Below are 14,122 nucleotides of genomic sequence, written 5' to 3' on the forward strand. Positions count from 1 at the left end.
GATTAGTTGGGCGTATGGACGCCCGCAAATGGACTGTTGACAAGCAGGTCTGGGTGTTGTCATTTTCCGCCATCCTCCTGATTTTGTGGGGGCTTTATGGCTTTTTCCCGTATGGATTCGGATACGGGAATGTTGCAAGGCCGGTTTTTGACAATCTGCTTTGGATGTGGGATGACAAGCATGAGCCGGAATGGGGGCATTGTTGGCTGGTGCCGCTGATTTGCGCCGGGTTGATTATTTGGAAACGGGAGGAATTGGTTGGCCTTCCGGTGGAGGGTGGCAAACGAGGAGCGATCATCTGGATGGCGGCCGCCGGTTTTGTGTATTGGGTTGGCTACAAGATTGATATTGTACCCCTGAGCCTGGTTTCGATCCAGATTACCCTTGGGGCGTTGATCCTGTGGTTTTTTGGGTGGCCGCTGATGCGCGCGCTGCTGTTTCCTTATTTATTCTTATTTTTTGCCTGGCCGATGCCGTTTCTGGACAGTTCCCTGACACTCTATTTAAAAACATTCATGACGCAGATTTCGGTGGCTTTTCTTAATTTGATAGGTATTGCATGCCTGCAACGGGGCTCCGGCATCATTTCATCGGCGGATTACCAATATCAAATACCAGAAGGCGCGCGTTTCATGCTGGAGATTGACAACCCGTGCAGCGGGATTCATTCCCTTTTCGCCCTCATGATGATTTCGGCGTTGGCCGGGTATATCCTGCTGCCCCGGCCCTGGCAAAGATGGCTGCTCTTTGCCAGTTCCCTGCCGCTTTCCGTGGCCGGCAATTTTGTGCGCATCCTGATGCTGACGTTTGGCACGCTTCTTTTTGGGCAGGAGTTTGCGCTTGGCCGCAATGACAATCCCAGTTTTTACCACATGTTTTCAGGCTTTGCGGTCTTTGGCGTGGCCATGTCGGGGATGCTTGCGTTCGGCTGGCTTTTGAACGGCGGTTGGCGTGTTGCGGCGGTTGTTTTGGGATTGGATGGTTTATTGCGCGGGACGCCGTTCCAAGCCGGCTTCGCAAAGGGCAGGAGCTCAAAATGAATGCCAGGAACTCAAACGTGCCGGGCCAAACGCCGGCGCCCGGGTTTCAGATGCGGAACCCGTGGGGGCGCATGGCCGCAGCCGTTTTGTTTTTTGCCCTGGTACTCGCGGTTTGCCGCTTTTCGCCCAACCCCAATTCCTCGCTGCAGGCCGGAGTGCGGATGCAGTTGCCGGATTTTTACAAGGGAATGACGGCAACGGACCTGAGCATGACTGCGGCGGAGCAGAAGATTCTGCCGACAGACACCGGATTTGTGCGGAAACTTTACAAGGATCCGGCGGGCGACCAGATTGCATGTACCATAGTATTGGCGGGCGGCGAAAAGCGCAGCATACACCGTCCGGAAGTTTGCCTGCCGGGACAGGGTTGGAACATTAAAAGCGGGGAAGTGGCGCCCATTACGTTGTCTGACGGGCGGCGTCTGGAAGTGATGAAATTGACGTTGGAACAGGATGTGCAGATCGGTCCGGGGCATAATATCAAGCGCAAGTGCCTCTTCCTGTATTGGTTTGTTGGGAAGGGAGTCACGACCCCATTGCATTCGTGGCGGGTTTTTCTCACCAGTTGGGACCGGGTGATGCGGAACCTGAATCATCGTTGGGCCTATGTGATTGTCTCCTCGCTGGTGACGGACAATCTGATGCCCAATGGCAGGAATGAGCAGCAGACGCTGCAGATGCTGGAGAATTTCATCTCGGATACAGCCCCCACATACATGCTGGAGGACCGCGGTGATGGAAATGTCAAATCCCGGAGTCCGGATTCGAAACCTGTCCCAGCCGCAAAGGAGGAAGCCGCAAAGCCGGGAGCGGGAAGCCGTTGAGCGGGATATGAAAGCTTCATTGTTGGGGAAACTGGTGAAGAGGGTGGAGCATCTGGGCCACGACGAGCTCAAGCGTTATCTCCTGAGAGTTGCCAAGGAAAGCGGATTGCTGGAGACGGTTTTCAACACATTGAGCGAAGCGGTGGTGGTGCTGGATGCGAAGGGGAGGATCGAATATTGCAACCGGGCCGCCCACAAGCTGTTGCCGATCCCGCAGGATGTGCCGGCGGGGGCGCTGGTTTCGAAATATCTCAGGGATCTGGACTGGAATTCGCTCCTTTCGCAGGGCCGGGCCACCACAAAAACCCTGGAGATCCATTATCCCGAACGAAGGATGCTGGAGTTTTATCTGTTGCCGGTTGAGGAACAGGCGGCGGTCGAGGAATCTTTTGTGGCCATTTTTCATGATGTGACGCGCAGGCAGAATGATACGCGGGAGGTCATCGAGTCCGAAAGGCTGCATGCGTTGACGCTGCTGGCCGCGGGGGTGGCGCATGAACTGGGCAATCCCATCAACAGCATCAATATTCATCTCCAGCTCATGGAACGGGATTTGCGCTCGGCGCCTCCGGAATTGAAGTTGAAACTGGAGGAATCCATCCGGGTGGCGCGGAGTGAAATGGACCGCCTGGATTCGATCATCAACCGGTTTCTCAAGGCGGTCCGCCCCACGTTGCCGGATTTTCGCGAGGCGCAATTGTCGGAAGTGGTGCAGGAAACGCTGGAGATATTAAAGGCGGAAGTGAAGGACCGGAATGTTTTGGTTGAGGTGGACATACCGGAGGATTTGCCGAGATTACGGATGGATGTGGAGCAGATGAAACAGGCTTTTTACAACATCATCAAAAATGCCATGCAAGCCATGGGCAGCAAGGGAATCCTGAATATCCGGGCTGCAAACACGGATGGCGGTGTTGAGTTGTCGTTTGAAGACAACGGGACCGGGATTTCGCTGGAGAATTTGCCGCGGGTCCTCGAACCGTATTATACCACAAAAAAACGCGGCACGGGCCTCGGTTTGATGATTGTGCAGCGGATTGTACGGGAGCATGGGGCGGAGTTGCAATTGGAAAGCCATGCAGGCCAGGGTACCCTGGTGCGGATTTGTTTCCCGCTTGGACGAAAGCAAATGCAGTTATTGGAAAAAGGAAGCGCGTAGCGATTGTACGGTTTGATTGGCAAAGAACAGGCAAATATGGAACCGACCCCTTCCAGCGCAAAGTCGAAAGCGGATTCCCTTCAACCGCAACCGACCATGTTGATTGTGGATGACGAAAAGCATACGCGGGAAGGATTACGGCGCGCGTTGGAGAGGCAGTTTGACATTTATCTGGCGGCCGACCAGGAATCCGCTTTTAACATTCTGGAAGCGGAAGCCATCGATCTGGTGCTGGCTGATTTGAGGCTGGGCGGGGATGATGGAATGAAGATCCTGGAAAAATGCCAGGCTCTGCCCAATCCGCCGATCTGCGTCATGATGACGGCCTACGGATCCGTGGAGACGGCAGTCGAGGCCATGCGGAATGGGGCTTATGATTATGTCACCAAGCCGGTGAACATTGACAAACTGGAGATGCTGCTGATCCGTGCTTTGAGGGGCAAAACAATCGAGGTTGAGAACCGCCAGTTGAGGAGGGAATTGGACCGCCACTATGGGCTGGAGAACATGGTCGGATCTTCCCCGCGTCTTGCGGAAATTTTTGACATTATCCGGCAGGTGGCGGACACCAAGGCGACTGTATTGATCCAGGGTGAAAGCGGCACGGGGAAGGAACTGGTGGCGCATGCCATCCACAATTTGAGTTCGAGAAAGAACAAACCGTTCATGGCTGTGCATTGTGCAGCGCTTTCGCCGCAGTTATTGGAGAGCGAGCTTTTTGGCCATGAGAAGGGTGCTTTTACGGGGGCTTATGAAAAAAGGATCGGGCGGTTTGAGCAAGCAGCGGGCGGCACCCTGTTTTTGGATGAGATCGGAGAGATTGACGCCTCGATCCAAGTCAAACTTTTGCGTGTGATCGGGGAGCGCTCGTTTGAGCGCGTGGGGGGCAATAAAAAGATCGAGACAGATGTCAGATTGTTGGCGGCGACGAACAAGGATCTTGCGAAAAGGGTCAAGGAGGGGGCATTTCGCGAGGACCTGTTTTACCGGATCAATGTGGTTAAAATCGAAATGCCCCCGTTGCGGGAGCGGCGGGAGGATATTCCGCTGTTGGCCGGGGCTTTTTTGGAGGAATTTTCCCGTGAAAACCACAAATCCGGCCTTCAGTTCAGTCCGGCGGCCATGGACGCCCTTCTCAATTATGGATGGCCTGGCAATGTCAGGGAGTTGCGGACGGCTGTGGAGCACGGGGTGGTTTTGTGCCGCGGCCATGAAATTCTTTTGAAAGAACTGCCTCCAGCCTTGAAATTTGGCGCGGATGCTTCCAAGGTGGAAGGTTCCGGGGGGTTGAATTTGCAGACCATGGAGAAAGCGTCGATTGTTCGCGCGCTAGAAAAATCCGACGGAAACAGGACGTTGGCGGCGGAATTACTTGGGATCAGCCGTCGAACGTTGCACCGCAAGTTGAAGGAATATCAGATGGAGAGAATATAATGTCTCAAATTCAGGATTTGGTTTACGCCATTGAGGTGGGAGCCTTGAGGGTTTGGATTTTGCGTCTGGCCTTGATGATCATGATGCTGGGTTTTGGGGTTTACTACGCCGCAACCCAATTCAACGGGTTTGGGAATCCGGAGGACATGGACATGGCGCAGCTTGGCCGGCAGATCGTCATGGGCAGGGGATACACCACCAAATTCATCCGCCCGACAGCCTTGAAAGAGATGGGGTTGCAGTCGCAGAATTTTACTCCGGGGCAGGGTGATTTTCCGGAAACTGTTCAGCCTCCCGTGTACCCCTATTTGTTGGCGGGTCTTTTCAAGTTCAGTGGCGCTAATTTCGAGGTGCCACTGGATCACTTGAGGGAGCTTCATATTTTCAAGCCGGAGTTGAGCGTGGTGATCTTTAATACAATCCTGCTGTTGCTTGCACTGGTTGTATTTTATGTCTGGATGACGCGTGCGTTCGACAACCGCATTGCAATTGTGAGCTGTGTGTTTGTCGTTTTTTCTGACTTGATGTGGAATTTCGCCATTTCAGGCCTGCCAGTTGCCCTCCTGATGCTGCTGGTTTCATTGATAGGGTTGCTGATCTGTGAGGCGGCGTTGGCGGATGAAGTGGAAAATTCGGTTTTACCCCCCGTGTTTATGGCTTTGGCCGGCCTGGTGCTTGGAGTTGCGATCCTGACACGTTATAGCATGCTGGCCTTGTATATTCCATTTGTCGGGCTTGGTTTTTTGGGCTTTTCGCGGCGTGGAAGCTGTGGATTCCTGGCCGCCTTTGTTCCGGCTGTGATTTTCGCGCCGTGGCTTATCCGCAATTTCAACCTGACGGGCAATTTTTTTGGTTATGCATGGTTGGCGGTTTATGCCAACGACTCAACCATCTGGCGTTTATTTGCCGAGAGCCTCCAGGAAATGACACAGTTGCGGGCTTTTATGCATACCTTTAGCCATGGGGTTGTAAATATTCTTGCAAATTTGGGCGTTCTATTTGGCGGGCTGTTGATGCCAGTTTTTTTCATCGGCAGCATCTTTCATGCTTTTCGCCGTCCGTGTGTTCAAACTCCGCGCTGGTTTTGGATCGCGTCGTTGCTGCTGTTGATCTGTTTTAACGCTCCCATTTTAAATGACCAATCCCCGTCGGAAAAAATCGAACTCAATAGTTTGTTTGTTCTTTTTCCTGTGCTGGCCGGCTATGGCACGGCTTTTTTGTTCATCCTCATTGACCGGTTGAAACTGCCAAGCCCCATCCTGCAATGGCCGATTGTCGTCCTCGTTGCAGCCTTCCAAATGGCGCCACTCGGATTCCGCGTTTTTCAACGGTCTCCGGCACTTTATGCCTACCCTCCCTATTTTCCTCCAGTCATGGTATTGATGAAGAGCTGGATCAAACCGCAGGAAGTCATGGTTTCAGACATTCCCTGGGCCTGCGCGTGGTATAGCGACCGGATCACCCTCTGGCTTCCGAAGCAAAGAAAGGACATGGAAGAGTTCAACGATTTTCATTATCGGGTCGTGGCCATGTTGCTGACGCCTGAGAGCCGAAACCGCCGGATGTTCAGTGAAATTGAAAACGGAGAATACTCGGACTGGGCCGGGCTGATCAAACGGGATGATTTTCGTGAATTGCCGCTTCCGCGGTTCACGCCCTTACCCCCCAACAAGGGGGATTACTTCATTTTTGCGGATCATGTACGCTGGCCGCAATAGTTTTTATTAATGGAGGCGTTAAAAATTTCGTAACCCACTTAATTTTAAATGCTTACAATAAGTTAAAAATGCTTTGACATTCCGCTTTGCTCCACTTAATTTTCTAATAATGGTAATTGCATTTTGCCATGCAAAGGGGTTGGAGATAGAATTAACGGCAAATAAACTCATAGAACCAATTTATAGGACATGAAAAACAGCCAAGGGCTAGCGATTATTCTCCTCTGCATGGCAGGATGGATAGAGGCCCAGTTGCCTTTGGCAGCACAGGACGTTCGTGCCGGTCAAACGGGTACAGGCAAGCCGTTTATCATTTCCGTCGGAGTGAGGGAGGAGTACGACGACAACATCAACACCACCTCCACCAATAGACAAGGCTCATTTGCGACGATTATCTCGCCGGATATCACGGTTAATTATCCGATGAATGACACGACCTTTACGGCGCGCTACGCCTTTGGCGGCACGTATTATTACAACCGCGGCAATGACCCTTGGGATTTTACGCATGACTTTTCCGCCAAGGTGACGCATCAGTTTTCAGATCGCCTGAGTCTGGATGTGCGTGATGAGTTTTCTTACAGCCAGAGCCCGCAAATTGGAACGGACAATCTGATTGTCCGGCGCCAGGGAAACGGTTGGATCAACAATGCAAACGGGGATCTGACTTATAGCTGGACTCGCAGGTTTTCGACGGTGACGGGTTACCACAACTCGTTCAACGGGTATGAAGACAGGCAGGTTAATTTTGACAATGAATTTGTGCAGCATGGCGTCACCCAGGATTTCAGATTGCAGGTTCTGGAGCCAACCACGGCGGTGTTGAGTTACGGTTTTGACAACTATGATTACGCGCACATCAACCGCGATTATTCGACCCATTTGTTTACCGTGGGAGCCGATCATTATCTGTTGAGGGAGTGGCTCGTGACAGGGCGGTTTGGCGCGCAATATGTCGAGTATGAAAATCCGCTGGAAAAAGGAGGGTTCAACCCGTATGTCAGCGTAAGGACGGCCTGGTTTTACCTGCCGAGATGCACGCTGGCCGCAAGCTATAATTTGGGTACGGATGTCACGGATTTTTCGAGTTACGGCTCGCAGTACCGGCACAATTTCGGCCTTTCCATTGATCATTCGTGGACTCCCCGCTTTACGACCGGAGGTTCCATCAGCCTGCAGTTTGCGGATTACAGCCAGAACCAGGCGCTGGTTGCCGGAGCGGGGAACCAGAATGAAACGACATTGGTGTATGATCTCCACGCGGCATTTGCCATCACCGACTGGCTCTCGGTGAACACAGGCTATACCTATACGCAAGTGGATTCAGGGGATGCCGCGCGCAAGTACGAGCGCAATCAGGTTTATATCGGGGTGCGCGGAACCTATTAAGACCTGTTTACGAAGTCTGGGCAGGGGATTGGGTTTTGGCTCATGCGGCAGTCCATCCTGTTTTTTTCCCAGCTCGAGGAACGTGAAAATTTGTCTGTTTACTTCCACCCATGATGCATGCAAAATCCAGTTATGCCTGAAAGCCCGGAAGTAAGTCTTCATTTCAGCGATTACTGGCGCGTTATCAAAAATCGCTGGCCCATCATCGCCACGGTTTTTGTTTTGGTCGTGGCCACCACCTATTTCTACACACGGAGCCTGTCCAAGATTTATTCGGCTTCTGCGGTGATCAAAGTTGAGCGCGAAAACAAGGACGTGTCGATTTTCAAGCAAGAGATGCAGGGGTTTGACCCGGTTTTTTTCCAGACGGAATATGAGCTGATCCAGTCGAAAAAAGTTCTTTATCCAGTCATTGATAAAATGGGTTTGCAGGACGTGCTTGCCAAGCAGTTGGGCTTGGAGCACATGGAACGGGACCAGGTTTATTTCCTGCTCCGCAACAACTTCCTGAAAGTACAACCTTATCGCAATACCAATCTGATTGAGATTGCCGTTGAAAGCCAGGATGCGGGCCAAGCCGCCGACCTGGCCAATGTGATTACCCGGCAATACCAGGAATACCGCATTCAGGATATCAACGAAAAATCAAGCAAAGGCCTGCAGACCATCCGAGAGGAACTGGACAAGCAAAAGAAGACGGTCCAGGAAGCCAGCGCAAAGGTGGAGAAAATCCGCAAGGACAAGAACATTGATGAGGAGGCTAGCAGCGGCGCTGATGCCACAACATCGCAGGAAATGGAATTACAGCGGAAGGAAGCGCTCCTGACTGAAGCCAAGGCTGATGCGCTGGGCCGGCAGGTGCGATATGACAAAGTCAAAAACATGAGCATTGAGGAACTGGAAACGGTTCTTCGCTCCATTGGCATTGAAGATTCGACAATTTCCACTCTGGAACAAAATTTTCTGAGCACACAACAGAACATTGAATATCTCGCGAAGCAGGGATACGAGTCCGATCACCCCAAGGTAAAATCCGCCGTCGCTTCACTTGACAAAATCCGCAGCCAGCTCAATCAACAGATTGCGGGAATCAAGACGGGATTGGAAATCGACTGCCAGGTTGCCAACAGCAAGGTCAAGAGCATCGAAGATGACGTGACTGCCATGCGGAACAAAAACCGGGCCAAGAAATCAGATGACATGGTACAGTTTGAGGAGGCAAAGCGGGAATTGACTACCCAGCAGTCACTGCTGGATGTTCTCATGGGGCGCTTCAAACAGGAGTCTTTTGATTCCCAGATCGGCAGCCGCCCGGTCATTATTGTGAACGAAGCGGAGGTTAACCGGGAGGCCATCCGGCCCCGGATGAGTTTGAATATTGCGCTCGCAGTTGCCGTTGGCCTGGTTCTGGGGATCTCGCTGGCCTTTTTCATCGAATATCTGGATACCAGCGTGAAGTCATTGGATGACGTCGAACGTTACCTGAATGCGACCGTGGTTGGCGTGATTCCAAATGGAGTCAACACGCTGAATCTGGAAGGACCGGACTCGCCCAATGCCGAAGCTTATCGCATCCTTCGCGCCAAGCTGGATCTTAAGGCCAAGCCGGATGGCGCCACAACCGTCACGATCGTCAGTGGTGGACCGGGAGAGGGAAAGACGACAACCCTGTTCAATCTGGCCTATGTTTGCGCGTATAGCGGCATCAATACGCTGATTGTGGACACGGATTTCCGTCGGCACTCGATCAATACCCTGCTGGGTGTTGAGAACGGCCAGGGACTTGCAGATTTCTTGCTGGGCTATCTTCCATTGCACGAATGCATCAAGAGCACCGAAATTCCAAACTTGCAGATAATCACCGCGGGGAAGCTTCCGCCGCAGTGCATGGGGGCTCTCAGCCCGGCCAAGATGTCCGAAATCATTGCCGTATTGAAACCCCATTACGACGTGATCATGTTTGATTCACCGCCGATTCTCGGCATCAGCGACGCCGCTGTGATCGTGCATGAAGTGGACATGACGCTATTGGCGATCCAGCACCGGCGCTATCCACGCAATATTTCGTGGCGCGCCAAAAAGGTAATCGAAGAAGTGCAGGGCCGTTTTGCTGGGGTGGTACTCAACAAGGTTTTGTTGCGCAGCGACGAGTCGTATTATTATTACACCAGTTATTATGGATACCACGGCTATTACGATGAGGATTCACGCCAGGAAGCCAAGGATCGAGCCAAAACCAACAAGCAAAAAATGCGCAAGCAGTTTGCCAAAAACACGGATAAAAACAGACCAAACACGCCTTCCTCAAAGCAGGACGGTGATTTGTATTGATAACTGAATAATGAGTTTTATGCGCAGCCTATCAGCATTGTTTCCCGGCCTTCCAGTCCTGTTGCTGGTCTTGTCGGGATGTTCCTCATTCCATTCCGGCTCCCAGGCATCCTCGGACCTGATGAAAACGGCCCAGCCTGCCAGTGTGCACAAGCCGGATGATTTGATCCGAAGCGGCGACAGCCTTATTATCCGCCTCACGGGCGTTCCGACGGATGACCAGGGTGTGTTTGAAGTCAAGGTGGATGAAAGCGGCCAGATTTCCATGCCCTATATCGGCAATATACCCGCCGTTGGATTGACAACCGTTTTGCTGAAGCAAAAGATCGAAACCCTCTACAAACTGAAAAAGATTTTTACCAATCCTAATATTACGGTGCTGGCAAATCAGGAACGTTATGTCAGTGTAACAGGCGAAGTGAGAAACCCTCAAAGAATGATATACACAAAGGATATTACGGCGCTGAGCGCCATTGCCGGCTGCGGGGGATTTACCGATTACGCGGATCGTCGGCATTGCAAGGTTCTGCGGGGTCCTGATACGATTGAATTTAATGCCAATGATATTTTGAATGATCCCTCGAAGGACGTCCCTCTGTTGCCAGATGACAAAATCCAGATTAACCGGAGCATTTTTTAATGTTTACCCGGGTTCTTCCGCGGTCTCTTGTTTCGCGTCCAAATGAAACCGCCGGATTCCGTTTACAGGCATGAGTCTCTCTGACGTAAAACTCGCAAAAATCTGCCGGGACTTTGCGCTTGAGAAAAAGGCTTTAAATCCGCTCATTTTGGATCTTTCAAAGCTGAACAGTCCCGCCTCCTTTTTCCTGATTTGTTCCGGCGAATCGGAACCCCAACTCAAAGCGATCGCGGACTCCATTCTCACGGGGCTCAAGGTGCAACACGGGTTGCGGGCTGCGGGACATGAGGGCAGCAGCGCCAGCCAGTGGATCATTCTTGATTACGGAAGCCTGCTGGTGCATGTCATGCACCCCGAGAAGCGCCGCTATTACAATCTCGAAAATCTTTGGCGGGATGCCAAGTTGGTCAAATAGGGCGGTGCTAAAAATAAAGGGGCCGACAGCGGCGCTCGTCCCTTCATCCGCCGATCGGACGCCTTGAATCGTCTTACATTTCCTCCAAGGTCTGGATACCAAGCAGATGCAGGCCCCGTTGCAGCACGTCGCCGGCAAGACGGCAAAGCTGCAGCCTCGAATTTTTAAGAGATTCGCTTTCCGCCTTTAGCACCGGGCAGTTTTCAAAGAAGCGGTGAAAAAGGGCCGCGCACTCGTAGAGATAATTGCAAATGTGGTGCGGCCTGTATTCGGCGGCGGCAAGTTGCACAACATCGCCGAATGCCAGGAGTTTCCGGGCAAGCTCCTGTTCCACAGCGTCGGCCAGTTCGAAACCTGATGAACCCCCGGCGCTTCCGGCGCGGCGAAGGATGGAACGGGTGCGGACATAGGCATTCAGGAGATAAGGCGCGGTGTTGCCATCAAACGACAGCAGACGGTCCCAATCAAAAACATAATCCAAATTCCGGTTTTGGGACAAATCGGCGTATTTAAGCGCGCCAAGCCCGACAGTGCGTGCGATTTCGCGTTGCCGCTCCGCGGGCAAATCGCCGCGTTTGGCTGAGATGACGGCCTGTGCCCGTTCTTCGGCTTCATCCAGCAGGGCCTTTAATTTGACGGGTTTGCCTTCCCGGGTCTTGATGGGGGTTTTGTCCGGTCCAAGAATGGTTCCGAACCAGACATGTTCCAATTCAACCTTCAGGCCCCAACGTTGGACCGTGGCAAATAATTGGCGGAAATGCAATTGTTGGCGCGCATCGGTCACATAGACGGCCTTGTCCACTTTCAGTTGTTTGACACGATACCAGATGGTGGCGAGGTCGGTGGTGCCATAGAGAAAAGCTCCGTCCGATTTTTGAATCAAAAACGGATTGTCCTTGAGGCCTTCCTTCCCGTTCACAAGAAAGGGGTCGTTATTTTCCGGCAGCGTATGGTCGGAAAAGACGGCGACGGCACCTTCGCTTTTTCGGGCGATGCCCTTTTTCAACAATTCGTCCACCACAAGGGGAAGCTGGTCGTTGTAAAAGCTTTCTCCCAGCGTGTGGTCGAAACGCACATCCAGGCGCTCGTAAATGCGAGCAATGGCATCCTTTGAAAGATCGATGAATTTTTGCCAGAGCGCGCGGTTTTCCGGATCTCCCTGCTGAAGTTTTAACAGTTCATTCCGGGCTTGGTTGAGAGTTTCCGGGTTCGTTTTGCTTTCTTCCTGTACATTCTTGTAAAGCGCCTCGAGATGGCCGAAGGGGTCCGATCTCAGGGCTTCCTCGCTTCCTCCACGCTTATAGCCTAACAAAACCATCCCGAACTGCGTGCCCCAGTCGCCCAGGTGATTGTCACGGATCACATGATGGCCGAGGGCGGACAGGATGCGGGCGAGGCTTTCTCCCAACACTGTGCTGCGGATGTGGCCGACATGCATTTCCTTTGCCACATTGGGCGAGCTGAAATCGAGCAGGATGGCCAGAGGTTTCCCGGTTGCCGGAATGGATAATTTTGGGTCGCAGGCCATGATGGACAGCGCGTTGGCAATGGCTTCGGGTGTAAAGGTGAAGTTGACAAATCCGGGCCCGGCGATTTCGACCTTTTGGAATTCCTTCCGGCCTTCAAAACAGGAGGCCAAGCGTGTGGCGATCTCCCGCGGGTTGGCTTGCAGGCTTTTACCGGCGACGAGCGCCAAATGAGTCTGGAAATGCCCAAAACGTTCATCCTGGCAGGGTTTGGCCCACGGACCCGCGCCGATTTTTAAATTGTTTTCCACTATCCAAGACTGGAGCTCGGATTCTAGCTGCGACAGGATGGACATGGTCAGGACGCTCGTATCAGGCGCAGAAGTTGTTCACGATTTTCGACACCGGCCAGATTTTGTTTCATGCCGGGTTTGCTGAAAAATTTTCCGATTTCGGCGAGCGTGCGCAGATGAGCCGCATAATCATTGGAGGGCACCAGAACCATCAAAAAAAAGATGACGGGTTTGCCATCGGTTGCGGAACATTCGAGTCCCTCGGAATGCCTGCCTGCAATAACGACGACCTGTGGCAATCCCTGTATGGAGGCATGGGGCAGAGCAATGCCTTCTCCCACCGAGGTGGTGAGTTTGTTTTCACGATCCATGAGGGATTCGACGATGATCTGGGACAGGTCTGCGGGTATGCGTTTGGTGCTGACAAGGTGGGAAACCATTTCATGAAAAACGGCTTCCTTTGTTTTTCCCCGGAGTCCGGGTAAAAAACACTCTCCCTGAAACAAGCTGGCCAAAGACATTTGCATAATGATGCCAAGGGCAGTCAATATACGTCGCAGATTTTAGAATGCCAGCCTGTATAATGCGCGGCATTGAGCGGCGCAAAATTGGTAATAGAAAACCGTGTAATCCCAGAGAGTCCAAAGCCCTTCGCGCCATTTCTCAGGCTGCAGCCAAATCCACAACAGCGCGCAAAGAATCAGCATGTTGGAGGCCAGGATGACGACGAAGGAAAAAACATAACCTTGGGAGGCAAAATCCGGCTGTTCCGTTTTTAACAGGCTTGCAGTAAAACAAAAGTGGAAGCCCCAGGTTGCCCCCCAGAAGATCAAAAAAGCCCATTCCCACGAATCGGCCTGCGGCCAGAACAGACGGAGGATGAACCATGCGATTCCAGTGGCCGCCGGATAGAACGGGATGATGTATGGGGCAAGGGCGGTCCAGGCCGAAAGGGTGTCGGTCACGACATGGCCGCCCCCGGAGCCGACTTTAAAGCCCGAAACGCGGCCTCCGCTCACCAGCACGGCCAGGGCATGGGTGGTTTCATGGCCAAAAACGTAAAGCAGGTTCCAACGCGGCAGGGCGAAATAAACCGAAACCATCGTGGAAAACCCCAATCCCAGGCAAAAAATCGTCATCCATGGGATTTTATCCTGCAGTGCGAGGCAGGACGCGGTCGTGTAATAGGTAAAACGACCTATTGCGACCAAAGCCGGCAAGAGGGCCAGGGCAATGAGGAATTTAACAAACTTCACCACTTGACTTTAGAAGCGCACTTCAGAATAGTCATGCCCTATCTATGGCAAATACAAAGTCTGCAGCTAAAAGGGCGCGAGTCAGCCAGCGCCGCCGTGACATAAACAAAAAACGTGGCACGGCCTACAAACAGGCGGAAAAGAAATTCAAAGCCCT

Annotated in this window: 12 protein-coding genes; 9 read left to right on the forward strand and 3 right to left on the reverse strand. The window is 52.4% G+C overall.

What is annotated here, in order from left to right; all coding sequences use genetic code 11:
* The first annotated feature begins 14 nt into the window (after nucleotides 1-14).
* The 9 genes from PHD76_01975 to rsfS all read left to right on the forward strand — a co-directional run bounded on the left by PHD76_01975 (nucleotide 15) and on the right by rsfS (nucleotide 10,950).
* Nucleotides 15-1,040: an exosortase/archaeosortase family protein gene (locus PHD76_01975; GenBank protein MDD5260593.1), complete on the forward strand. Its 1,026-nt coding sequence runs from the start codon at nucleotides 15-17 to the stop codon at nucleotides 1,038-1,040.
* On the forward strand, nucleotides 1,037-1,864 hold the full coding sequence (locus PHD76_01980; protein MDD5260594.1) for an exosortase-associated EpsI family protein: 828 nt from the start codon (nucleotides 1,037-1,039) through the stop codon (nucleotides 1,862-1,864). The genes PHD76_01975 and PHD76_01980 overlap by 4 nt, the downstream gene beginning before the upstream one ends.
* 7 nt (nucleotides 1,865-1,871) lie before the next feature.
* On the forward strand, nucleotides 1,872-3,023 hold the full coding sequence (locus PHD76_01985) for an ATP-binding protein (GenBank protein ID MDD5260595.1): 1,152 nt from the start codon (nucleotides 1,872-1,874) through the stop codon (nucleotides 3,021-3,023).
* A 36-nt stretch (nucleotides 3,024-3,059) separates the two neighbouring features.
* On the forward strand, nucleotides 3,060-4,457 hold the full coding sequence (locus tag PHD76_01990) for a sigma-54 dependent transcriptional regulator (GenBank protein ID MDD5260596.1): 1,398 nt from the start codon (nucleotides 3,060-3,062) through the stop codon (nucleotides 4,455-4,457).
* Nucleotides 4,457-6,175 carry a glycosyltransferase family 39 protein gene (locus PHD76_01995; GenBank protein MDD5260597.1) on the forward strand — a complete coding sequence of 573 codons (1,719 nt, stop codon included), beginning with the start codon at nucleotides 4,457-4,459 and terminating at the stop codon, nucleotides 6,173-6,175. The genes PHD76_01990 and PHD76_01995 overlap by 1 nt, the downstream gene beginning before the upstream one ends.
* A gap of 228 nt (nucleotides 6,176-6,403) precedes the next feature.
* On the forward strand, nucleotides 6,404-7,564 hold the full coding sequence (locus PHD76_02000; GenBank protein MDD5260598.1) for an outer membrane beta-barrel protein: 1,161 nt from the start codon (nucleotides 6,404-6,406) through the stop codon (nucleotides 7,562-7,564).
* Nucleotides 7,565-7,696: 132 nt separating this feature from the next.
* Nucleotides 7,697-9,895 carry a polysaccharide biosynthesis tyrosine autokinase gene (locus tag PHD76_02005; protein ID MDD5260599.1) on the forward strand — a complete coding sequence of 733 codons (2,199 nt, stop codon included), beginning with the start codon at nucleotides 7,697-7,699 and terminating at the stop codon, nucleotides 9,893-9,895.
* Between the two features lie 19 nt (nucleotides 9,896-9,914).
* Complete coding sequence (locus PHD76_02010) at nucleotides 9,915-10,535, forward strand: polysaccharide biosynthesis/export family protein (GenBank protein ID MDD5260600.1); 621 nt, start codon at nucleotides 9,915-9,917, stop codon at nucleotides 10,533-10,535.
* Nucleotides 10,536-10,605: 70 nt separating this feature from the next.
* Entirely contained in the window at nucleotides 10,606-10,950 is a 345-nt protein-coding gene (gene rsfS, locus PHD76_02015; GenBank protein MDD5260601.1) for a ribosome silencing factor, read from the forward strand.
* Nucleotides 10,951-11,023: 73 nt separating this feature from the next.
* On the opposite strand, the gene argS is transcribed toward rsfS, so the two are convergent.
* From argS to PHD76_02030, 3 genes are read right to left on the reverse strand one after another with little or no spacing between them, the layout of a single operon-like run.
* Nucleotides 11,024-12,727: an arginine--tRNA ligase gene (argS, locus tag PHD76_02020; GenBank protein MDD5260602.1), complete on the reverse strand. Its 1,704-nt coding sequence runs from the start codon at nucleotides 12,725-12,727 to the stop codon at nucleotides 11,024-11,026.
* A gap of 47 nt (nucleotides 12,728-12,774) precedes the next feature.
* A complete protein-coding gene (locus tag PHD76_02025; protein MDD5260603.1) occupies nucleotides 12,775-13,230 on the reverse strand; it encodes a PTS sugar transporter subunit IIA in 456 nt (151 codons plus the stop codon).
* A 42-nt stretch (nucleotides 13,231-13,272) separates the two neighbouring features.
* Nucleotides 13,273-13,965 carry a hypothetical protein gene (locus tag PHD76_02030; protein MDD5260604.1) on the reverse strand — a complete coding sequence of 231 codons (693 nt, stop codon included), beginning with the start codon at nucleotides 13,963-13,965 and terminating at the stop codon, nucleotides 13,273-13,275.
* Nucleotides 13,966-14,122 lie beyond the last annotated feature (157 nt).

Source organism: Candidatus Methylacidiphilales bacterium (genome assembly GCA_028713655.1).
Classification (GTDB): domain Bacteria; phylum Verrucomicrobiota; class Verrucomicrobiia; order Methylacidiphilales; family JAAUTS01; genus JAQTNW01.

Bases quoted from the DNA above. Each gene is read 5' to 3' on its own strand.
- rsfS (MDD5260601.1), top strand. From the start codon at position 10,606: ATGAGTCTCTCTGACGTAAAACTCGCAAAAATCTGCCGGGACTTTGCG.
- PHD76_01990 (MDD5260596.1), top strand. From the start codon at position 3,060: ATGGAACCGACCCCTTCCAGCGCAAAGTCGAAAGCGGATTCCCTTCAA.
- PHD76_01985 (MDD5260595.1), top strand. From the start codon at position 1,872: ATGAAAGCTTCATTGTTGGGGAAACTGGTGAAGAGGGTGGAGCATCTG.
- PHD76_02010 (MDD5260600.1), top strand. From the start codon at position 9,915: ATGCGCAGCCTATCAGCATTGTTTCCCGGCCTTCCAGTCCTGTTGCTG.
- PHD76_01980 (MDD5260594.1), top strand. From the start codon at position 1,037: ATGAATGCCAGGAACTCAAACGTGCCGGGCCAAACGCCGGCGCCCGGG.
- PHD76_02025 (MDD5260603.1), bottom strand. From the start codon at position 13,230: ATGTCTTTGGCCAGCTTGTTTCAGGGAGAGTGTTTTTTACCCGGACTC.
- PHD76_02005 (MDD5260599.1), top strand. From the start codon at position 7,697: ATGCCTGAAAGCCCGGAAGTAAGTCTTCATTTCAGCGATTACTGGCGC.
- PHD76_02000 (MDD5260598.1), top strand. From the start codon at position 6,404: ATGGCAGGATGGATAGAGGCCCAGTTGCCTTTGGCAGCACAGGACGTT.
- PHD76_01975 (MDD5260593.1), top strand. From the start codon at position 15: ATGGACGCCCGCAAATGGACTGTTGACAAGCAGGTCTGGGTGTTGTCA.
- PHD76_01995 (MDD5260597.1), top strand. From the start codon at position 4,457: ATGTCTCAAATTCAGGATTTGGTTTACGCCATTGAGGTGGGAGCCTTG.